This is a genomic window from Embleya sp. L77 (genome assembly GCF_055557415.1).
Window position 1 is genome coordinate 3729067 of record NZ_CM145709.1, and the last position, 20425, is coordinate 3749491.

Consider the following 20425-nt stretch of genomic DNA (forward strand, 5'->3'; position numbering starts at 1 on the left):
CCACGTCGAAGCGTAGGCCGAAAGGTGGCCCTTTAAGGCGAGGTTGCCCAATCCACACGATGGTCACGACACCCCAGCGAGCACGGCGATATTGCGTAGCTTCCCGGCCACCGTCGGGTCTGCGATGCGTTCGGGAAGCGCGGCGAGCAACTCTCGCGCGAACGGATCCAACGCGAGGCGCAGAGGGGCCTGTTCGTGGGCGCCGACCAACAACTCCACCGCCCGACGCATATCACCGGTCCTGGCGAACGCTGAAGAGGCAGAGATCGACAACACGACCCGATCGGCCGGGCCAAGGGCATCCAATTCCACGGCGTCGTAGAGCCGAGTCGCACGCTCGAACTCTCGTGTTTCCACGGCGACCGTCACCCGCGATCCGGCGACCGCGGCTTGGCATTGCGGGGTCTCCACGTCCAGGACGCATGCGTCCAACAGTTCGTGGGCTGGTTCGGGGCGACCGGCCATCGCGTGAGCAGAAGCCATCAACAGGTTCAGCTCGCTGTTGGCCGGCACCCGCGCGGCACGAGCGAGGGCGTACTCCGGCCACCCCAGATCAAGCAGCAACCGGACCTCCTCGGCCAGCACCGCCACAGGCTCGGCCCGACCGGGCGCCGCCCGATGCAGAAGCAGCCACGCTAGATCCCGGTAACCCAGCCGTCGCAACAATCCGGACGCGGCGACGTGTACGTCCACGCGTACACCCTCCAATCGCTCGGCCGCCGCTCCCGACGCTTCGGCTGCGAGGTGATCTACGCCCGCGATCACCGAGGGGAGATCCTGCGCCACGCTCAACTCGTCTCCGCGATGCTCGGCCAGCCGGATCTCGTCGGCCAGGGTGATGGTGTGATCCATCTCGATCGGCTCGACTACCGGGCCCGATTCGTCCAGCATCCGTCGAAGCTGATAGGCCACCGCACGAACCGCTGCGTGCTCCACCCCCGTTGGTGGATATGGCTGCCCGGTTAGCTCCACCGGGTCCAGTCGAAGTGCCTCGGCCCAATCGGCAAGTAGCCCGCGCCGATCCACCCACTCGTCGCCGTTCTCGATGGCGTAGATGGATGGGTGATTCTCACCGGAAACCGCAGCCAACGCCGCAGCACTGAGACCACGCCGCCCACGCCACACGGCGACCCGCCCACCGATCGGACCCACCATCACCACGCCTGGCTCCATCCCATCCACACCGGGCAGCCGCTGGCCCGGCTGACGCGTCCCCGAGGGTGTCAATCCTCGTCAGGCAGCACGACACAGTAGTGATCAACCAGCGTGAAGCGGCTGGGTCTCCGGATCACGTTACGAGCCTGCCTCAAGCAGCCGTGTGTACACGGACGGGCTGCCCCGCGCTGCGCGCGAATGTGGCCTTGGAAGACCAACCCGAGATGTGCGCAGCAACCTTGACGGCTCGTGCCTAATCGTGTGCTCCATGGGCAACGCGTTCGTGCCGTGGGGGCGAGCGCTGAGCAATACGAAGGACATGGGTGCACACAGTTGGTTGTGTCCCTAGGCTGCCGGGATCGGTGAAACACGCCTGGGGGATTGATGAAACCGACCGCTGTAGCTCTGCCGCACCGTCTGGGTCACCTTCCGCGTGACAAGCGCGGCTACCCGATCATCGCGACGGTCGACCGCGGTGATGGTGAGATCAACTTCGGCGCGATCAGCGAGCGCCGCAAGCTGGCTTTGGCAACGTTCGACTGGTGTGGGGTCTGCGGTTTGCCGTTTGGGAACGAGCTGCGGTGGGAGCACTTCGTCCCCGGGATGTCCATCAGCTCACCCTTCTTTAGTGAAGCCCCCGTACACGAGATTTGTGCGGTCTACTCCGCACAAGTCTGCCCGTTCATGTCCTCCCCGCAGGCGCGGTTCGGAGACGATGTCCGCAGCGGTGCGCGCAGGGAGCCGTCGATCACCTTCGAGGGCTTCGACCAGACGACGCGGTTGACCGCTTTCGAGTCTCGTCTGCAACGAGGCATGCACGTCCTGCACTTCACGCTAAAGGGGAACTCGGCCTCCTTCTCCTACGAGAAGCCCGGCGAGTTGGCGGATCGCTATCGTGAACTGCTTGCGGCAGAGGAGGCCATCCGGCTCACCTCGGCAGAGCAGGAGTTGGTGGCGCTCTTCAACAGCACAGAGGACGGCCACGTGGTTACGGGGGCTGCTGTCATCGCAGGTGCTGCGTACTTGCCGAACGTTTTCAAGCTCAGGGCTTTGAAGGCGTTCGATGATGGCGGGTACAAGACGATGGCAAAGATGACCGTGCTCGATTCGGCTGTCTGTAGGGACTTGGCCGTGACTGCCGAGGACCCTGCGACGCGTGCTGTTGCCGAGTGGCTTGTAGAGCGGGAGGACGACATTCCGCCGCTCCTGGCCGAGTGGCAGAGGCTGGGTCGGCGCCGTCACGGTGTCGCCGAGCCTCGGCCCGAGCAACCCAAGGGCCCGGGACGAGCTGTCTCGAAGAATGATCCGTGCCCCTGCGGATCTGATCGCAAGGCCCGTCGCTGCCATCCATCGGGCATCCCCCTGCCCACGACGTGATTGCTTCCTTGCCGTTCGTGTTGTGAGTCGGCAGATCGAGGTTTTCTATCCTTGCAGAGGAGAACATGTACCAGTCGTGATCGGTTTGGCCAGCACGATTGGCAGCACCTGCCGAGAACGACTACTTTGCCCCAAAGCAGTGACGGCCAGCCTCACGCTCTACCAGGTCCTCGACGACTTCCAGAGCCTGCTGACTGCTGGACCTGCATCTGCGTCACCTGCCGCACACCCCTCCCGGTCACGGCCCGAAGACGCCCCAGATCCCCCCGGCAGCGGCGCCCGACTAGTTGACCTGCTCCGCTACCGCACGTACGACGCGTTCCGCGAGAAGGGGGGGGACGCAGTTCCCTAGCTGAGCCTGAACCGAGTTACGCTTCCCTACGAACTCGAAATCATCAGGGAATGTGAAAAGCCGCTTCATCTCCGCAACGCGCAGGCGTCGATTATCCCAGTGGAAAGGCCCAATGTACGGCCCGGGCTGAGCTTGGATAGTTGGAGACGGGCGGTTTGGATCTAGCTTCAGCAAGAACGACCAATACTTAGATCGCCATTTAAATTCGGGGTTATCATGACCCCGTTCTTCAGTGTAATGAAGATAGTTCTCGCCGGGTGGGATGTCCGGCAAAAGATGCCCATACTTACCCGCAACAACCTCGCCAGGTTCTGGTTCAGCCTCGAGCCCGGCGAGTGCCTGGCCCGTCGTAACATGAGCCCGTTCTTCGGATCCAGTAGTGCGGCGTTCCCACTTTCCGCCGTGGGTGGCCTCCGGGTGCTGTGGCGCGACTTTGCCCTTTGGTACTCCAATAAGGAAGAGTCGTGGCCGGGACTGCGGAACGCCGTAGTCCGCAGCATTTAGGACCTTCGCCTCACAGACGTACCCGGCCTCGTCGATCTCCCTAAGCAAGCGCTCGTATGCAGGGCGAGATGCCTTGTTGTTGAATGTGAGTGCATAGACATTTTCCAGTACGAAAGCTTGCGGTTTTGCCTCGCGGAGAACTCGTGTATAGGACTGCAAGAGAGAAGCGCCGGGATCGAGCCCTTTGCGTTTGTATTCAAGCCAAAAACCAGACTTGGAAAATGGAGTGCATGGAGGTCCGCCGACCAGCAAATCCGGACGTTCTTTCCCCTTGAGTCCGGCGGCGCTCATGAGATCTTTGGTTGATACCTCGAGGATATCTCTTTGGATGACCTCGGAGTGGAGGTGGGAGAAGTTCTTCTCCATCGTGGCCACAGCGTCGGCGTTGTGCTCAACAGCAGCACGCACCTCGTAGCCGGCCGCTTCGACGCCGAGGTCGAGTCCGCCTGCGCCGGAGAACAATGAGATCGCGATGCCATGGCTTGTCACAGGGGACAGAATGCCAGATGGGACCGACATCCCGGCACGCTGTCCGCCTGGGTAGCCGGTTCGTGGCGGAGCGTGGGCGCGGAGTGTCGTTGCGGGAGCTGGTGTGGGAGCCTGTTCGCCATCACGTCGGGCCGATCACGAAGTGGCAGGTAGGGGCATGACGCAGGGTGGGGACAAGAAGGTTCTGAGCGTTCACAAAGGCCAGGCCCGTGCAAAGTTCCTCGAAGCGCTCGCCTTGGCGAAGGGAGGCGATGAACTCCCCAGTGAGTGGATCACCCGTGCCCGTCAGGTCGGCCAGGCGGCCAACGCAACCAACACTCCCCTTCTTGGGACTGCGCTGCTCGCCAAGGCCACCAACAAGGATGTCAACGCCCTTGCACTGCAAACGAAAGTTCACCGCGGTTACTCAGCTCGCGGCGTCGCCAAGGACGTACTTGTGCCGATGTGTGTCGAGCATGAGATCGATCTGCGGACTACGGGGGCCGAGCCGCTGAACAACCAGCCCTTCTTCGCTAAGCCCCAGGTCATAAGGGAGTTGATTCCCGAAAGCAAGCCTGCTGCGAGGTTGGAGCTTGAGTACCTCATCGGATGCCTTCAGGCGGCGGACTACCTCGAAGGTGACAGTGCGGTGTACGCCCTTGCCGCGTTCATCCGAGTGCGGATCGAGGACGGGAATAGGGCTACGGTTCTCAAGCTTGACGAGAGCGCTCTGACCCTGCCAGCGCTTAGCCACCTGGCAGCAGCGTTCATCAACGTAAATCGTGAGGGTGGTCGACGGGGCCAAGCTCTGCTCGCGGCCTGTCTAGACTTGGTGCACCCCGGCATGGTGTACGCCGACGCGATTAATGACCCGAGTCGCAAGGTCCCGGGCGACGTTGCTATCGAAGTCCCCGTTGAGCCACAGCCCCCGTTGCAAGAGGAAATCTTTCCAGAAGATTTGGCTACACCTCCACTCGCAGCTAAAAGGATTGTCGTACTCGGTGCCGAAGCGAAGCAGAAGACGGTCACACAGAGTGAGATCCTTCAGTTCGTCGAACGGCTCGCAGCGGCGGGGATTGGGAAAGGTCTCTACGTCGCAATCGAGCCCAATCAAGCCGACCTAGACGAAGACAAGCTTATAATGAGGGCACAAGAGCGCAACGGTGTTCTATTGGAGATCGTCACCGATCCGGAGCAACTGCTAGCGAATGCAATTCAGTGGTCACCGCTCACGCTCGAGCAATGCCTTAAGTCTTTTCCACAGTTGCTCGTACAGCGCTTGAAGGACTTCCACTGCGGCAAGAACAGTCAACATGAATGGGCGGGTATGCTCGCCGCCGCCCCTCTGAAGCCAGACGTGGTCTAAGTCGGGCTGAAGTCGGCCCCGGGATACTTCGTTTGCATGGCGGCGGAGGCTGGTTGCGCGGCTTCGGATGCCGCGCTCGCTGCACGCGTTGACGACGATTACAGGGAGCGGCTGGTCTTGGGGCCCGGTGATGCGCCCAGCGGTCAGCCTAGGGTCGACTGTGCGCCTTGCTGCTTCGAGGTCCTCATCGACGGCACCTCTACGGCCGAGCGTGGCGCTGCTGGAGTGCGGGTGCAACGGGTTCGTGGGTGGGCTCTCCGACCGCGAGCGCAGGAGTTGCGCTCGCGGTCGGAGGCCACGTTTGTGCAGATGGAAAGGGCATCCGGATGTGTCCCGGATGTGTCCGGATGCCTTGACATGCACTGGCATCCCTTGGGCGGGGCTGGGAGTCTGATCGCCTCTGACCAGCCCAAACGGTCCTATGTGATCTTGCCTGGCATCGCGAGGGACTGCCGCTACGGTGCTCGTAATGCGTAGGTCAAGGGTTCGACTCCCTTAGGCGGCTCACTCACAAAGGCCAGGTCACAGCATGTGACCTGGCCTTTTGTCGTGCTCGAGATGCGAGCATCGATGTGGTCGGGACCTCGCGGGATGGCTTGTGCGGGGCGCGGCGGATTTTGTACATGTTCATCTGCTTCGCGGGGTGGGAGTGCTGCGGCGAGACTGGTGTGGCGGGCTGCCGACACTGAATACTTGCTTGCCGCAGCTGGGGGGTTGCGAGGTGCGTTGCCTCCTGCGCGTTTTCGTTCCGGAGGTACGTCTGCATGCCCAGTTCGCGAACGACCGGAGTTGCGCAGCACGGGGGTGGGGACGACCTCGCCGTTGATCGGCTGAGGGCCGTTCTGGGCGGTTGGCGCAGTTCGCTGCTCGACCTCGGTGGCCGCAACCGACTGCTCAACTTTCGCCACACGAGGATCGCCACTCTGGAGATCACGGCGCCCGAGGCTTCCGCCGTGTTGGCCGGAATTGCTCGCGGCTGGTCCTTCGCTCCCGTCGAGGACGACGGACGTGTCGATGAGGGCGCGGGGGCAGAGGAGGATGCTCCGGACAGCGGGACGTTCTTCATGTACGACCTCGGCACCGCGACTGATGGCATCGGACGCGCCTCCGGTCTGGTGACTCAGAAGAACACGCAGGCCCGGCTGGACGCGTCGCTCTACCAGCTGCGGCAGAAGTCGGGTCAGATGTACAACGACTACGGCTTGTGGGTGCTCTGGCTGGGCGTCGGCATGCTGGACTGGCGGGAGGCCGGCGCCGAGGAGACGAGTTCCGCTCCGTTGCTGCTCGTACCCGTGGAGCTTCGCCGAGACGACCGGGGGCGGACGCGGCTGCACCTCGCGGAGGACCAGGACCGGATCCACAACCCCGCGCTCGCGGTCAAGCTGGAGCGGCTGGGTGTCGACTGGGGCCCGGTAGCCGACTGTGACGTGGCCGACCCCGAGGCGGTCCTGTCGGCCGCCTGGGAAGTCGCGCGGACGCAAGAGGGCTGGTCGGTCGACGAGCGTGTGGTCCTCGGCCTCTTCGCCTCGCACAAGGAGGCCATGTATCAGGACCTCCAGCAGAACGAAGAACGCATCCTGGCTCATCCGCTGGTGCGAGCCGTCGGCCTCGGGCCCGACGCAGGACTGTCCGACGACCTGATCGGCTTCGAGCCGCCCGATATCGACCGCATCGATGAGATCCAACTGCCCGAGCGGACCCCGCTTGTGCTGAACGCGGACTCCTCGCAGCGACAGTGCATCGCCGCCGCGCTGGACGGCCGTTCCTTCGTGATGAGCGGTCCGCCCGGTACCGGCAAGAGTCAGACGATCACCAACATGATCGCCGCACTCATGCATGCCGGCCGGTCCGTTCTCTTCGTCAGCGAGAAGGCCGCGGCGCTCGACGTCGTCCGCAACAGGCTGCGAGGTGTCGGCCTCGGTGACTTCGTGATGGCCCTGCACAGCGGCGACACCAGCAAGAAGGCGGTGGCGACGGAGCTCGAACGGGTGCTGACCACCGAGGTGCGGATCACCGGCGCGGCCGAGCACGAACTCGATCGGGCCCGTCGACTGCGCGAGGAGCTGTCCGCCTATGCGGCGGCGATGAACCAGGCCCGTGAACCGCTCGGTCGTTCTCTTCACGACGTCCTGGGCCGCCTGGTCCTCCTGGAACTGGCTGACACACCGCAGCTCGCCCTCGGTGCGCGCAGCACCCACACGGTCGCACGGCTCGGGGCCGGACACCTTCGGTCACTCGTTGAGGCGGCCGGTGCCATCGGCCGAGCCTGGCGTCCGGCGGCGGAGGGTGAGACGTTCGTCTGGCGCGGGCTCAAGCGGGCTTCCGCCCCCACTGCGGTTCTCGCCGAGGCCGCCGACGCCCTTGCCGACCTGTGCACGGCTGCCGAGCGTCGCCCGTTCAGGGCCACCCTTCCCGAACCGCGCACCGTGCACGACTTACGCCGGGCCGTCGGAATGCTGGAAGCAGGCCTGCCCGAACGGGACCCGGCCATGGTCGGCACCGCCGGCAGCGGGCTGTCGGACGATGTCTCGGCAAGCCTGGCCCGGCTGGCCGAGATGTTCGGGCTACCCGAGCCCGGGACCATGCAGGCCGCGTTCGGCCTGCTGCAACTCGCCGACCTGGCATCCGCGGCCGATCGGCCGCCTGCGCGGTGGTTCGACGAGGAAGGGCTGCGCGAGGCACATCGAGCGGCTCGGGAGATCCGGGTCGCGCTCGCCGCCCGCGCGGCCGCCCGTGCGGCGGCCGAGGACGTCTTCGGTGAACAGGTCCTACAGGCCGAAGAGTTGCCCGAGCTGGTCGGGAGGTTCGCCGAACGGCACCGGGGTATGTTCGGGCGCCTGTCCGGCCGATACCGGGCGGATCGCGCGGCGGTGGTCGCGCTTACCCGCGCCGGCGCCTGGGACAAGTCTCTGCCTCATCGCCTCAACGATGCCCTGACCTGGCAGAACGCCGAGGCCGAGATCACTCTGCAGGTGGCACGTCACCGAGAGGTGCTGGGCGCCTACGTCCCTCACGGCGAGGACGACCTGCCGTCCCTGAACGTGGTGTTGGCCATGGCGGACCGAATAGCGGAACTCACCCGCGGGAGCACCCACCGGGACCTGCCCGTCTCCCGCCTGGCCGACGCCGCCGAACCCGACCCGGTTCCGGAGCTGTTGGCCCGCGGCGTTCGCGGTGCGTTGGCGGGCTGGTGCGACGCGGCAACGCTCCGTATCGCGCGCTGGTCGGAGTCTTCGACCGCGCTGCTCGACATGTTCGAGGAACCTCACCGGGTTCGGTTGTCCTCCGCCCTGTCGGGCACCTTCGATCAGGCCCGGCAGGCCGTCGACGAGCTCCGGGCCGATCCCCGCGGTCCGGAGGAATGGCAGGCATACCGCGCCGGACTGGACGTCCTGGCGCATCACGGCATCGATGAACTCCTTCCGCGTGCCGTCGAACGAGGCGTGCTCCCCGAGCAGTTGCCGGCGGTCGTGGAGCAGGCGGTGCTGAAGTGCTGGGCCGACGACCTCCTTGCCACGGATCCTCGGCTCGCCACCACCCGCTCCGCAGACCTGGACGCCAGGGTGGCGGACTTCCGGGAGGCGGACCGCCGACTCGTTGCCGCCGCGAGCGGAGCCGTGATCGAGGCATGCAACACACGCCGACCGCGCCGGTTCGGCGGCGGGCCGGCCCTGGTGATCAAGCGGCAGGCCGAGCTGAAGCGACGCCACCTGCCCGTTCGGGAACTGCTCCGCCGGACCCACGAAGTCGTCAGACTGATCAAGCCGTGCTTCATGATGAGTCCGTTGACTGTGAGTCAATTCCTGCCTGCGGACTATCACTTCGATGTCGTGATCTTCGACGAGGCGTCACAGGTCCGTCCGGCCGACGCGATCAACTGTGTGTACCGGGCGGGCTCGCTGATCGTGGCGGGCGACGAGAAGCAGTTGCCGCCCACGTCCTTCTTCGACGCGGCGGTCGAGGACGATTCCGATCAGTACGACGAGGACGTTCCCGACACCTTCGAATCACTGCTGCACGCCTGCAAGGCAGGGGCCCTGCGGGAGCTGTCCCTGCGCTGGCACTACCGCAGTCGGCACGAGGACCTGATCACCTTCAGCAACAGGTCCTTCTACGGCAATTCCATGGTGACGTTTCCGGGGGCACTGGACCACGGCAACGACATCGGCGTCGAGTTCTTCCACGCGAAGGGCGTGTACGACCGCGGCGGACGGCGCGACAACCGCAGGGAAGCGGAGTTCGTCGCCCAGCGGGTCATCCATCACTTCGACACCCGACCCGACCGCACCTTGGGCGTGGTCGCCCTTTCCCAGGCCCAGGCCGCAGCCGTTGATCAGGCCGTCCAGCAGGCCAGGTTGCTGCGTCCCGACCTGGACCACTGCTTCACCGAGGACCGACTCGACGGTTTCTTCGTCAAGAACCTCGAATCGGTCCAGGGCGACGAGCGCGACGTGATGATCATGTCGATCGGGTACGGCCCCGACGAGCACGGCAGGTTCGGCACGAACTTCGGACCGATCAACAAGGGGGGCGGTTGGCGCCGCCTCAATGTCGCCGTCACCCGGGCGCGTTTCCGCATGGAGGTGGTCGCTTCCTTCCGGGGCAGTGGCCTGGTCGACAGCGCGAACGAGAGCGTCCAGCACCTCAAGCGCTATCTGGAGTACGCCGAGAACGGTCCTGCCGTCCTTGCACAAGACGTGACACAGGCCGACGCGGAACCGGACAGCCCGTTCGAGGAGTCGGTGCTCCGGGTGCTGCGCGACTGGGGCTACCGCGTGCAGCCGCAGGTCGGCGTCGCCGGATACCGCATCGACATGGGTGTGCGCCATCCGGAGTTTCCCGGTTCCTACGCACTGGGCATCGAGTGCGACGGTGCGATGTACCACTCGTCGAGGACGGCTCGGGATCGCGACCGACTGCGGGAGGAGGTGCTTGCCGGGTTGGGCTGGCAACTCCACCGCATCTGGGGCACCGACTGGTACCGCGGGAGGGCCGCGGCCGAGCTGAGACTGCGTGAGGCGGTCGAGTCGGCGATCGCGCGGGGAGCGATGCCGCACGCCGTCGTGGCGGCTTCGGCGGTGGCCGCGGCGGGTGACGTGGCGGAGCATGCCCCCCTTCTCGGGGCACCTGCCGTGTACCCCGGCGTGTCGGCCTTGCCCGGAGTCCCGATACCGGCGAACGGGGCGTCGCCGACGATGCCGGCACCCGTCGAGCATGAGCGTGTTCCGGTCGATTCCGAGCCCGATCGGCCGTGGAGTTCCCGGTACGAAACGTACGAGCCCATCGCGTCCTCGCCGTACGAACTGCACACCCCGGAGGCCCGGCCCGCGCTGCGCGAGATCCTGACCAGGGTGGTCGGGGTCGAGGGACCCATCCACGAGGAGCTGTTGGTGCAGCGCGCCCGGGAAGCCTGGGGCGTGGCCCGGGCGGGCAGCAGGATTCGTGACAACGTGCGGGAAGTGGTGCGCGATCTCGTTCGCACGGGACGGGTCAGGAAGGTCGACGGCGACTTCCTGGACGCGGTCGGGAGGGAGAAGCCGGTCGCCCGCGTGTCTGCGGAGGGCGACACCCCTCGCAAGGCCGCGCACATTGCTCCCGTCGAACGGCAGTTGGCGCTGTACGAACTGGCCGCGGAGTGCCCGGGCATGTCGCGGGACGAACTGGTCCGGCACGCGTGCGAGTTCTTCGGCTGGCGCCGCATGGGTCGGGACATCCGCAGCTTCCTGGACTCCGACATCGACGAACTGTGCCGCGGCGGCCGCGTGAAGGAGGCGGACGGGCACATCACAGCGGTCGGGTGACGAGGCCGGGGCGATCCGGGTGCGCCGGCCGGTCCCCGGGCCGCGCTGGGGGGCGGGGAATCGGGACCGTCCTGGGCCGAAGTGTGTATGGCGGGTCGTCCTTGTGGAGGGCGTGTCGGGGTGGGACTCGGATCTAGCCTCGGAGGCGTATTCGCAGGTCGAGTGGAGGAGGAAGACCGTGGCCAAGGCACGTGGTTCGTTGGCGGCAGGCCTTGCGAGTGCGGTGGTGGGGGGTGCCTTGAAGGTGTTCGCGGACGACGTGGATACGCCCGTGATCGCGCTTGGGAAGGTCGGCGTTGTGCTGCTGATCGTCGGCATCGCCGAAGTGTTGTACGGGCTGTACCTGTTGACCCAGGACGCCCGGAAGACCTGACCCGACCAGCCCCCACCCGACAGACCCGACCCGGCCTGACCCGACCGGAACCGGCCTGCCCCGGCCCGGCTCAGTGCACGCGCCGGTCCGGTCGACGGTGTGCGACCCAGGCCAGGATGCCCGCGCCGAGCAGGGCCGAGCACAGGAAGGCCACGAGCAGCGGCCCGCCGCCCGAGTCGTGTCCGGCCGGCCTCCGTACGGCCGAGGGGGCCCGGAGTTCGTCCACGCCGCGATGCGCGCCGATCCTGCCCGGCCGTGGCTCGGCCGTGCGTGCCGCCGCACCCGGCTCGGCCGTCACGTCGATCCGGACGCTCGCGGTGGACTGCCGACCGAGTCGGTCGACGACCGTGTAGTGGAAGCCGTCCCGACCGGCGAAGCCCGGCCCCGGCGTGTAGCGCAACACGGACTCGGTCGCGGTCGCGTCCCGGGAGTCGTCGAGGTCGAGCACCAGGCCGTGCTCGGGGTTGGTGTGCGACAGCACGACCAGTCCCTCTCCCGTGTCCCCGGCCAGGACCGGGACGTCCACGGACTGCCCGGTTCGGGTGCCGACCCGGTCCGCGACGGCCCGCGGCGCGGGCGGCACGAGCGTTCCGGGTCCGCCGGTCGGCCACGTCCGGCCGCCGCCTCGGCCCGCGGCGGATACGGCGGGCGTCCCGAATACGACGGGCCGGCCGGATACGGCGGGGGTGTCGGACACGCTGGGCCGGTCGGACCCGACGGGTGGAAGGGACGGGATGGGGATCACGGATGCGGCGGGATGTCCGATGCCGGCGCTCGCGCCGAACAGCACGGCGCAGCACGTGAGTAGCGCCCCGACTCGATGCACCCGGCTGGGCGGTTCGGGTGTTCCGGACACGGCGGGCACGCATACCTCCGGGCACTGCCATCCGGGCGCGGCCGGATCTCGGGTGGGTCCGACGGCGCCCGCCGGAGCCGATGCCGGCCGAGGGAGCCGTTCTCGAAGCCCGATCCTGTGCCGAATGCCCGCCGGTTCGGGACACGGCACGCGGAGCGGCGCCGAGCTTCACCCACACGCGTGGACGGCTCGGTCCCGCCCGCGACCCCGGCCCGTCTCAACGCCCCCGTCCCGACGCCCCCGATCCCGCCGAGCGGGTGATCCGTCGGACACGCCGCCGCGCATCCGGGTGACATTCCCGGATCTGCGGCTCGGTTGTTTCTAGCCTCGACCGGGAGACACCGACTCCGGCATCGACGCACCGAACGCCGGGACCGTGTCCTCGGTCCTGCCGGGTCTGCGCCCCCGGCAGGATCGGGGAGACGGCCCCGGCCGTCGAAGGCCCGCCGAGGACGAATGACCGGCCTTCCGCCGGGCAGGCGCAGGGCGCGGTCCTCGGCGATGGCGCGAGGACATCGAGACCGTGAAGAGGAGTACGCACCGATGAGTACCCCAGGCCGGAACCCCGGCGGCAAGTCCGCGTCGGGCGAGCCGGAGGAAACCGTCGTCGCGCCACCGAGCGAACCCGCTGCGGCGGCGTTCGGCGAGCCGCGCCTCCCCAGGCAGGAGCCGGACCGGGAATCCGGGCCGGATCGGCGGCCGAACCGCAAGCACGAGCAGGTTGCGCACGCCGTCGAGGAGTTGACCCAGGCGGAATTGCCGGCCGAGGTGCACCAAAAGGTCGGCGAAGCCACCGAGAACACCGGCCGGCGGGTCGACCGGGCCAAGCAGAGCGCGCAGCGGGCGACCGGCCGGGCCAAGGAAGCCGCGACGCACAGGGCCGAGCAGGCCAAGGAAACCGCGACGCACAAGGCCGAGCAGGCCAAGGAGGCCGCAATGCACGGAGCCGAGCGAGTCAAGGAAAGCACGGCGCACAAGGCGGATCAGGCCAAGGAGGCCGCGAAGCACGGGGCCGAGCGGGCCAAGGAGGCGACGCTGCACCGGGCCGAACAGCTCAAGGAGGCCGCCACGCACGCCGGCGATCAGGTCAAGGAGGCCGCCCGGCACAAGGCCGCGCAAGCCGGGCACAAGGCGGACCGGGTCCGTGAGACGGCCGGCGACCGGATCGTCGAGGCCAAGGACCGCACCGTCGAGGTCGGGCGCACCGGCCGCGACCAACTCTTCGACCACACCCCCGACCCGCTTCGGCACGCGACTCTCACCGGGTCGGCGGAGGTCCGCAAGCGCCCGCTGCCCGCGATCGCCGCCGCGGTCGCGACCGTCGCAGTCCTGATCTGGGCGATTCGAAAGTCCCGCCGGTGAGCGGCGGATCCGGGGCCAGAGGGCGTTCGGAGGCGGTGAACACCAAGTCCGCCATGCGTACCGGAAAGTTGATGTACCGCCCGATCGGCATGCTCGTCGGTGTGGTGGGCGGGATAGCGGCGACGAAGGCGTTCAACAAGACCTGGAAACTGCTCACCCACCAGGAGGACGCACCCGACGCGATGGACAGCGACCGGGGTTGGGGCGAGATCCTCGCCGCCGCCGCCGTTCAGGGCGCGATCTACGCCGTGGTGCACGCCGCCGTCAACCGGGGCGGTGCCGTGGCGTTCAGGCGGGGCACCGGTATCTGGCCGGGTCACTGAACGATCGGCCATCGGAGGGGGCGGGTGCACAGGCCCGCCCCATCGGCGCCTGGGGCCCCGCGTGCGCAGGCCGTCCACCCTTGCCCCGGGGCGAGTAGGTACCACCGGCCGACGAACTCGTCGTCCGGCTCGGCCGAGTCGGCGAAGAGTGTGTCGCGGCACGGGCGAACTCGCCGCCTCAGCCGGCCGCCGCGCTCCGCGTCCACATCCGCAACATCCGACGGGTCGCCTCGTCCGCGCCGGGCCCGTACTTCATGGGCGCCGTCGCGGCGATCGCGACCCGTACGTCCGCCTCCGACCGGCCCGCGCCCCGCGCGTACTCGGCCGGCAACACGGCGTCCAGCGCCGAGGCCGACTCGGGTTCGGCCGCATGCGCCAGGATCAGCCCGGCCAGGTCCTCGCCCGGCAGCCCGTAGCCCGCGTGCGACCAGTCCAACAGCACGATGTCCTCGTCCCGCGCGATCAGATCCACCGGCCGTAGATCCAGGTGACACTGCACGTACGGCAGTTCGGCGGCGCGTGCCGCCAGCCGCCCGACCGGAGGCGGGCGCTCGAACAGCCAGGACGGCCCGGCCGGTCGGGGCGCGGCCTGTGCCGCGCCGAGCCGGCGGGCGAAGTCGATCCATCGGTTCAGGTCCCACCTGGTCCCGGGACACCCGCGTACGTAGTCGAGCCACAGTGCCACCGACCCGTCTGCGCGCCGGTCGGCGCGTAGCGCCTTGGGCGCGGTCAGGCCGTAGGCGGCGTACACCTCGGCCGCGAAGCCGCTCTCGTACGCCTCGACCTCGCGGGCCCAGTAGCGCGGATTGGCCGGCGCCGTCCCGTCCGGCGTCGCGAGTTTGAGCACCGCGTCGGCGCGGCTGCCGAGCACGTGCCAGACGTCGGAGCGGGTGGACAGCGGTGCGGCGCCCAGCGGAGAGCCCAGTTCGGGCGGTACGGATTCGATCCGCACGGGCGGCGGCACGGGGGGCTCGCTCAGGGTCGACTCCGGGACGTGCGCCGGCGGTCAACGAAAGACCGGGGCTCGGGGTGGACGGCGGCGACCGATGTGGTGCCGGTAGGCGTGCAGGGAGGTGGTCGGGCGGCGGGCGTGGCGGGCTCGACCCGATCGCACGGTGTGCCCGGCCGGCCGAGGCACGGCGGGCAGCGCGAGTGCGGCCGGCGCGGCGGACGCGGCGGCGGGTTCGATCGCCGGTCGGGTGGTCGACGGCGCGGCTGCCGGGGTCGGCGGCCCCTGGGGCCCCAGCAAGCGGTCCTCGAACCAGGCCAGCCCGGGTATCAACAGGAACATCACGATCAAAGCCAGCAAAGCGAGAACCAAGTACATGATTTGCCGCCTGGGGGTGAGCGCGTCCGGGCCGTAGTCACCCCCTAGCCGGTAGGGATCGGCGCAAACGTGACAGTTAGGCAACGGAGCTCGTTGACCCAGGTTCGAAGATGGTCGATTCGGAGCGGAATCAGAGCTGTGCGGGTGATTGAGCACGGCACCGCGATCATCCGGCGGGAAGGCCTCGACGGCGCGCCGCCGCTCCTGACAGCCTGGCCGCATGGTGAACGACGGCACGACGCTCGACTGCGACGCGATCCTGTTCGATCTCGACGGCGTGCTGGTGGACTCCCATCCCCTGATCGAACGCATCCTGCGGATGTGGGCGCTCGACCGCGGCGTCGATCCGGACGCGGCCGTCGCCGCCTCCTACGGACGACGGGACATCGACCTGGTGCGCGTGGTCGCCCCCACGCTGGACGCCGAGGTCGAGGCGGCGTGGATCGTCGAGCGCGAGGAACGGGACTTCACCGGCATCTGTCCGATGCCCGGCGCGGCCGGCCTGCTGGCGATGCTGCCCGCGGCGCGCTGGGCCGTCGTCACGTCCGGCACCCGCCGGGTGGCCAGTGGCCGACTGCGCGCGGCGGAGTTGCCCGAACCGGTGTACATGGTCACCGCGGAGGACGTCCGCGAGGGCAAGCCGGCCCCCGAGGGCTACCTGCGTGCGGCCGATCTGCTGGGTGTGCGGCCGGACCGTTGCCTGGTCGTGGAGGACGCGGAGAGCGGAGTACGGGCCGCGGAGGCGGCCGGCATGCGGTGCCTGGGCATCGGTGCGGCCCTGGCCGGGGGCGGGATCGGCGCCGCCCTGGACGCATGGGCGGCGGATCTGCGTCCGGTGAATCCCGAACTGGTCACGGCGGGACATGTCCGGCTGAACATTCACACCAATGGGTCAAACTAGGAACGCAACCTCCCGAGCCCCATCGGCGTCTACAAGGGTGCACGACTCGGGGAACACTCCACATTTGGGTTTGGGTCGGGAGAGGCACCACTCGATGAAGAAGACTCGTATATCCCTCGCGGTCACCGTGACCGCGATCCTGGCCTTGTCGGCCTGCAACTCCGGCTCGTCGAGTGACTCGACCGCGAAGGCCGGTGCGCAGTCGTCGCTGCCCACCACCTCCTCGTCCGCACCCGTGACGCCGGCGCCGGAGAGCACCGCGCCGACCTCCGCAGCACCCACGACCAGTGCGCCGACCAGCGCCACCCCCACGTCCGCCAAGCCCAGCACCAGCAAGCCCGCCACGAGCAAGCCGCCGACCAGCAAGCCGCCGACCACCAAGCCCGCCTCGCCCAAGCCGCCGGCCGCACAGGCCGGACTGGACGAGCGGTGCCTGACCGGCCGGGCGATCTGCATCGACAAGCGCACCGACCGGCTCACCTGGGTGATCGACGGCAAGGCCCAGTACTCGACGGCCGTGCGCTTCGGCTCGGCCGAGACGCCGACCCGCGAGGGCGCGTTCAGCATCAACTTCAAGAGCCGCGACCACGTGTCGACGCTCTACCACACGCCGATGCCGTTCGCGATGTTCTTCTCCGGCGGCCAAGCGGTGCACTACTCGGCCGACTTCGCCGCCAACGGCTACAACGGCGCCTCGCACGGCTGCGTGAACGTCCGGGACAAGGGCCTGGTGCAGCGGCTGTTCAACGAGACCCGCGTCGGCGACAAGGTGATCGTCTACCGCTCGGCCAAGTAGCCCGGGATCCCGACGATCGTCCACCGCTCGGTCGACCCGGCGAGCCCCGCGATCGACTGCCGCTCGGCCACGACGACCGAGCGGTAGTTCCCTGTCGGGCCACCGGATCAGCGCTCGCGCGGCGAGCGCACCGTCTTGAACTCCGCCGGGCCCGCGCCCATTTCGAAGGTGCCGTCCGGGTAGAGCATCGGGCGGCGCTCCTGCATCAGCTTCGAGTACTTCTCCACGTGCTGGATCGAGACCCCGTCGGGGTCGGTGAAGTCGACCAGCGCGATCGCCACCCAGAACACCGCGCGCTTGTTGTTGAACAGCGGCACGTTCACGGTGGAGCCCTGGCCGTCGGTGACCTCGGCGTGCGCGCCGTAGGACTTGAAGCTGCCGAAGCCGTTCTCGACCGCGCTGTACGCGCAGATCAGCACGTAGCCCTGCTCGTCGGGGCGGGTGATCCGGACCGTCTCCCGGCCGGGCACGCGCGAGTCGCCGTCCAGTTGGATGTAGGGCGCCTCGGTCAGGCTGCCGAGCTCGCGGTAGTAGATCACCCCGTCCTTGTCGCCCTTCTTCGCGCCCACCTTGGAGCGCGGCACGAACAGCGCGTACAGGTCCAGGTCGGCGCCGGTCTTGCGGCGCGCGTCGTCGCCGCCGTCCCAGACCAGCGACGCGGTGACGGTGATCGATCGGTCGGCCTTGTCCATGTTGATCGTCGCCCGGCCGCCCTTGGCCAGGTCGACCCGGCCGAGCGGCTCCTTGGCCATCGAGATCGGCGCGGGCGCGGCCGGCGCGGGAGCCGCGGCCGGCTCCTTGACCATCGCGTGCGCGGGCGCGGCAGGAGCGGGGGTCGGCTCCGGCTCCGGCTCGTCCTCGACCGAGATGCCGAAGTCGGTCGCCAGCCCGGCGAGGCCGCTCGCATAGCCCTGACCGACCGCGCGTACCTTCCACGCGTCGCCGCGGCGGTACAACTCGACCAGGACCGCGACCGTCTCGCCGCCGGCGAACGCGTCCGGCGTGTAGCCGATCCGCGCATCCCCGGACACGGTGACCGCGCCCAGGCCCGGCACCTGGCCCAGGGTCATCCCGGGGCGGTCCGCGTCCGAGCTGACCACGACCACCACGCGCGCGATCTCGGCGGGCAGCTTGGCCAATTCGACACTGACGTGGGTGGTTCCCGCGGGGCCGGCGGCCGTGCGCACCGCGCCGTCGCCGCCGACCGGATTGTTGAAGAAGACCAGATCCTCGTCGGTGCGTACCTTGTGCGCGTCGGTCAGCAGCACGGCGGACACGTCCACGACGTCGGTCGAGCCCCACCCGATCGAGACCTCGGCGCGGTCGCCGGTCAGGGGCGCGTTGGCGCCGGTGGGCAGCGTGACGTCGGACATGGAGGGCCCTCCCGCGTTGGACAAAGGCGCCGTTTCGCGCCCTGATCAGGGGAACGACCCTCCCACCGACGACGTTCCGCAATCCGGCAACTTTCCCCAAGCAGGGGTAAAGCCCCAGGTGGAAAGCATCACCCGGGAGGGGCTCAGCCTCCGGACACCACCCTGTCGAACAACTTCCGGGCCTCGGCGAAGAACGCGGGCGCGTCCTGTGGACCGGAGCAGAACACCTGGATGGGCAGGTGCACGGCGGTCGCACCGGCGGCGATCACCTCGCTCGCACCGGCCATCGTGCGGGCCAGGTCGAAGCGCCCGGCGTCGTCCTTGACCATCGGCAGCGGGCCCTGCACCCGCAGCGCCGCCGGGTCGCGACCGGCGTCGGCGAGCGCCTCGCGGATGCGGACCACGTCCCGGGCCATGTCGGCGGTGGACAGGCCCATGATCGGAATCCAGCCGTCGCCGCTGTGCACGATCCGGGCCAGGTTGCGCTTGTTCAGCGTGCCACCGATCCACAGCGGCACCCCGCCCGCCTGGACCGGCTGCGGCGCGCAGTAGACGTCGGCGAAGTTCACCGTCTCGGACGCGAAGGACGCGGGCAGGTTCGTCCACAGCGCCTTGCACGCGGCCAGGGTGTCGGTCAGCAGCCGCCCGCGCGCGTCCCAGTCGATCCCGGCCGCGTCGTACTCCTCACGCTGCCACCCCGTGGCCACCCCCAACTCCAGCCGCCCGCCGGAGACCTGGTCCAGCGTCGCCGCGGTCTTGGCGAGCAGCGTGGCGCTGCGCAGCGGGGCGACCAGGATGCCGGTGGCCAGGCGCACGTTCGAGGTGACGGCGGCGATCGCGGCGAGCAGGGTGAGCGGCTCGGGCCAGGCCGCCTCGGGCGGCGTGGGGAAGCGGCCCCACGTGTAGTTCTGCGTGTTGGGGCCCATCACCACGTGGTCGACCAGGACGATCCGGTCGATTCCCGCGTCGTCGGCGGCCCGGCCGACGTCCACGAAGCCGCGCCAGTCGCCGGCGGGCCAGGTGCCGAAGTTCGGCAGGCCGATGGAAAGTTGCACGTCGGTGGTCATGCGGATGCTCCGTCGGGTCGAGGTCGGGTCGAGATCGGGTCGATGTGGGTCGGCGGCCGGTGGGCCCGGGCCTGCCGGTGGTTCAGCGCGATTCGGCGTACGGATCGCGGCCGGCCGTCGCGGCGTCGATCACCGCGTCGCCGAGCGCGGCCCGGGCGTACTTCTCGAAGGACGGCGCCCGGCGCAGCTCGTTGCCGCCGTCCACGGCCAGGCTCTGGCCGGTGGTCCAGGACGATTCGGGGCCGGCCAGGTGGCGGACCGCCTCGGCGATGTCCTCGGGCAGGCCGGTGCGGCCCAGCGGTTTGTTCGCCAGGAAGCGCGCGATCATCTCGTCGTCGCGGAAGATCCGGGCCTCCTCGTGCGAGCGCACCAGGCCGGGACGGACCGCGTTGACCCGGACGCCGGCCGCGCCCAACTCGTCCGCGGCGGCCCGGACCAGCGCTTCCAGGCCCGCCTTCCCGGCCGCGTAGCCGCTCAGGAACGGCATGGTCAGCTTGGCCGCGGTCGAGGACACGCACACGATCGCGCCGCCGCCGCGCGCGGCGATCACGGGTGCGGCGTACTTGATCGCCAGGAACGCGCTGTGCGTGTTGCGGTGCAGGTCGGCCAGGAACGTGTCGTCGTCCATGGCCAGGATCGGTGCGGTGCTCCCGCCGCCCACGGTCGCCACGCAGACGGCGAGCTCGGGGCCTGCCGCCCGGACCGCGGCACGAATCCCGTCGGTGCTGCAGGCGTCCGCCGCGACGACGCGCACCTCGGTGCCGGCCGGGGCCTGCGCACGCAGGCGTTCGGCGGTCGCGGCAAGGGCATCGGGCCGCCGGGCGGCGAGGGTGACCGAGCAGCCGTCGCGCAGCAGTCGGGCCGCGCAGGCGGAGCCGATGCCGCCGCTGCCACCGGTGACCAGGGCCATCCGGCCGGCCAGGATTGCGGGCATGGGCGGGTTCCTCTCCCGGGGTGACCAAGAGAACTGACGACGTGTCAGCTCCGAGCAGACGTTACACCTCGAATCATTCGAGCTGTAATG

General features: G+C 68.7%; 16 protein-coding genes. 8 read left to right on the forward strand and 8 right to left on the reverse strand.

What is annotated here, in order from left to right:
* Positions 1–63: 63 nt before the first annotated feature.
* Positions 64–1155 (reverse strand): helix-turn-helix domain-containing protein, encoded by a 1092-nt coding sequence (locus ACZOOI_RS15895; protein ID WP_465281210.1) that lies wholly within the window; start codon positions 1153–1155, stop codon positions 64–66.
* Between the two features lie 384 nt (positions 1156–1539).
* On the opposite strand from ACZOOI_RS15895, the gene ACZOOI_RS15900 reads away from it, so the two are divergent.
* The gene (locus ACZOOI_RS15900) at positions 1540–2532 is read left to right on the forward strand and encodes an SEC-C metal-binding domain-containing protein (RefSeq protein WP_465276490.1); all 993 of its coding nucleotides are present in this window, start codon (positions 1540–1542) and stop codon (positions 2530–2532) included.
* A 283-nt stretch (positions 2533–2815) separates the two neighbouring features.
* On the opposite strand, the gene ACZOOI_RS15905 is transcribed toward ACZOOI_RS15900, so the two are convergent.
* Positions 2816–3877: a DNA cytosine methyltransferase gene (locus tag ACZOOI_RS15905; protein WP_465276491.1), complete on the reverse strand. Its 1062-nt coding sequence runs from the start codon at positions 3875–3877 to the stop codon at positions 2816–2818.
* 157 nt (positions 3878–4034) lie between these two features.
* On the opposite strand from ACZOOI_RS15905, the gene ACZOOI_RS15910 reads away from it, so the two are divergent.
* From ACZOOI_RS15910 to ACZOOI_RS15920, 3 genes are all read left to right on the forward strand, one after another.
* Complete coding sequence (locus ACZOOI_RS15910) at positions 4035–5222, forward strand: restriction endonuclease, SacI family (RefSeq protein WP_465276492.1); 1188 nt, start codon at positions 4035–4037, stop codon at positions 5220–5222.
* A gap of 764 nt (positions 5223–5986) precedes the next feature.
* Positions 5987–11023, forward strand: coding sequence for a DUF3320 domain-containing protein (locus ACZOOI_RS15915; protein WP_465276493.1), 5037 nt, complete (start codon positions 5987–5989; stop codon positions 11021–11023).
* Positions 11024–11201: 178 nt separating this feature from the next.
* Positions 11202–11396 carry a DUF5708 family protein gene (locus ACZOOI_RS15920; RefSeq protein WP_465276494.1) on the forward strand — a complete coding sequence of 65 codons (195 nt, stop codon included), beginning with the start codon at positions 11202–11204 and terminating at the stop codon, positions 11394–11396.
* 70 nt (positions 11397–11466) lie between these two features.
* Here ACZOOI_RS15920 and ACZOOI_RS15925 read toward each other — a convergent pair whose 3' ends face one another.
* On the reverse strand, positions 11467–12093 hold the full coding sequence (locus tag ACZOOI_RS15925) for an Ig-like domain-containing protein (protein ID WP_465276495.1): 627 nt from the start codon (positions 12091–12093) through the stop codon (positions 11467–11469).
* A gap of 702 nt (positions 12094–12795) precedes the next feature.
* Between ACZOOI_RS15925 and ACZOOI_RS15930 the strand changes: the two genes are divergently transcribed.
* Both ACZOOI_RS15930 and ACZOOI_RS15935 read left to right on the forward strand, forming a co-directional pair.
* Positions 12796–13614 (forward strand): hypothetical protein, encoded by an 819-nt coding sequence (locus ACZOOI_RS15930; RefSeq protein WP_465276496.1) that lies wholly within the window; start codon positions 12796–12798, stop codon positions 13612–13614.
* A 53-nt stretch (positions 13615–13667) separates the two neighbouring features.
* The gene (locus ACZOOI_RS15935; RefSeq protein WP_465276497.1) at positions 13668–13937 is read left to right on the forward strand and encodes a DUF4235 domain-containing protein; all 270 of its coding nucleotides are present in this window, start codon (positions 13668–13670) and stop codon (positions 13935–13937) included.
* A 178-nt stretch (positions 13938–14115) separates the two neighbouring features.
* On the opposite strand, the gene ACZOOI_RS15940 is transcribed toward ACZOOI_RS15935, so the two are convergent.
* Positions 14116–14901, reverse strand: coding sequence for a phosphotransferase (locus ACZOOI_RS15940; protein ID WP_465276498.1), 786 nt, complete (start codon positions 14899–14901; stop codon positions 14116–14118).
* Positions 14902–14943: 42 nt separating this feature from the next.
* Positions 14944–15264 carry a hypothetical protein gene (locus tag ACZOOI_RS15945; protein WP_465276499.1) on the reverse strand — a complete coding sequence of 107 codons (321 nt, stop codon included), beginning with the start codon at positions 15262–15264 and terminating at the stop codon, positions 14944–14946.
* A gap of 220 nt (positions 15265–15484) precedes the next feature.
* Here ACZOOI_RS15945 and ACZOOI_RS15950 point away from each other — a divergent pair, with 220 nt between their 5' ends.
* Together ACZOOI_RS15950 and ACZOOI_RS15955 are read left to right on the forward strand one after the other, a co-directional pair.
* A complete protein-coding gene (locus tag ACZOOI_RS15950; protein ID WP_465276500.1) occupies positions 15485–16165 on the forward strand; it encodes an HAD-IA family hydrolase in 681 nt (226 codons plus the stop codon).
* Between the two features lie 94 nt (positions 16166–16259).
* Complete coding sequence (locus tag ACZOOI_RS15955; protein ID WP_465276501.1) at positions 16260–16961, forward strand: L,D-transpeptidase; 702 nt, start codon at positions 16260–16262, stop codon at positions 16959–16961.
* A gap of 107 nt (positions 16962–17068) precedes the next feature.
* Here the strand turns inward: ACZOOI_RS15955 and ACZOOI_RS15960 are convergent, their stop codons facing one another.
* From ACZOOI_RS15960 to ACZOOI_RS15970, 3 genes are all read right to left on the reverse strand, one after another.
* Positions 17069–18334 (reverse strand): TerD family protein, encoded by a 1266-nt coding sequence (locus ACZOOI_RS15960; RefSeq protein ID WP_465276502.1) that lies wholly within the window; start codon positions 18332–18334, stop codon positions 17069–17071.
* Between the two features lie 143 nt (positions 18335–18477).
* Positions 18478–19401 carry a TIGR03619 family F420-dependent LLM class oxidoreductase gene (locus ACZOOI_RS15965; RefSeq protein WP_465276503.1) on the reverse strand — a complete coding sequence of 308 codons (924 nt, stop codon included), beginning with the start codon at positions 19399–19401 and terminating at the stop codon, positions 18478–18480.
* A gap of 82 nt (positions 19402–19483) precedes the next feature.
* Positions 19484–20335, reverse strand: coding sequence for an SDR family NAD(P)-dependent oxidoreductase (locus ACZOOI_RS15970; protein WP_465276504.1), 852 nt, complete (start codon positions 20333–20335; stop codon positions 19484–19486).
* Positions 20336–20425: the final 90 nt, after the last annotated feature.

Coding starts and splice junctions, on each gene's coding strand:
- ACZOOI_RS15895 (WP_465281210.1), bottom strand. CDS start 1,155: ATGGTGGGTCCGATCGGTGGGCGGGTCGCCGTGTGGCGTGGGCGGCGT.
- ACZOOI_RS15900 (WP_465276490.1), top strand. CDS start 1,540: ATGAAACCGACCGCTGTAGCTCTGCCGCACCGTCTGGGTCACCTTCCG.
- ACZOOI_RS15910 (WP_465276492.1), top strand. CDS start 4,035: ATGACGCAGGGTGGGGACAAGAAGGTTCTGAGCGTTCACAAAGGCCAG.
- ACZOOI_RS15915 (WP_465276493.1), top strand. CDS start 5,987: ATGCCCAGTTCGCGAACGACCGGAGTTGCGCAGCACGGGGGTGGGGAC.
- ACZOOI_RS15930 (WP_465276496.1), top strand. CDS start 12,796: ATGAGTACCCCAGGCCGGAACCCCGGCGGCAAGTCCGCGTCGGGCGAG.
- ACZOOI_RS15935 (WP_465276497.1), top strand. CDS start 13,668: ATGCGTACCGGAAAGTTGATGTACCGCCCGATCGGCATGCTCGTCGGT.
- ACZOOI_RS15945 (WP_465276499.1), bottom strand. CDS start 15,264: ATGTACTTGGTTCTCGCTTTGCTGGCTTTGATCGTGATGTTCCTGTTG.
- ACZOOI_RS15950 (WP_465276500.1), top strand. CDS start 15,485: ATGGTGAACGACGGCACGACGCTCGACTGCGACGCGATCCTGTTCGAT.
- ACZOOI_RS15955 (WP_465276501.1), top strand. CDS start 16,260: ATGAAGAAGACTCGTATATCCCTCGCGGTCACCGTGACCGCGATCCTG.
- ACZOOI_RS15960 (WP_465276502.1), bottom strand. CDS start 18,334: ATGTCCGACGTCACGCTGCCCACCGGCGCCAACGCGCCCCTGACCGGC.
- ACZOOI_RS15965 (WP_465276503.1), bottom strand. CDS start 19,401: ATGACCACCGACGTGCAACTTTCCATCGGCCTGCCGAACTTCGGCACC.
- ACZOOI_RS15970 (WP_465276504.1), bottom strand. CDS start 20,335: ATGCCCGCAATCCTGGCCGGCCGGATGGCCCTGGTCACCGGTGGCAGC.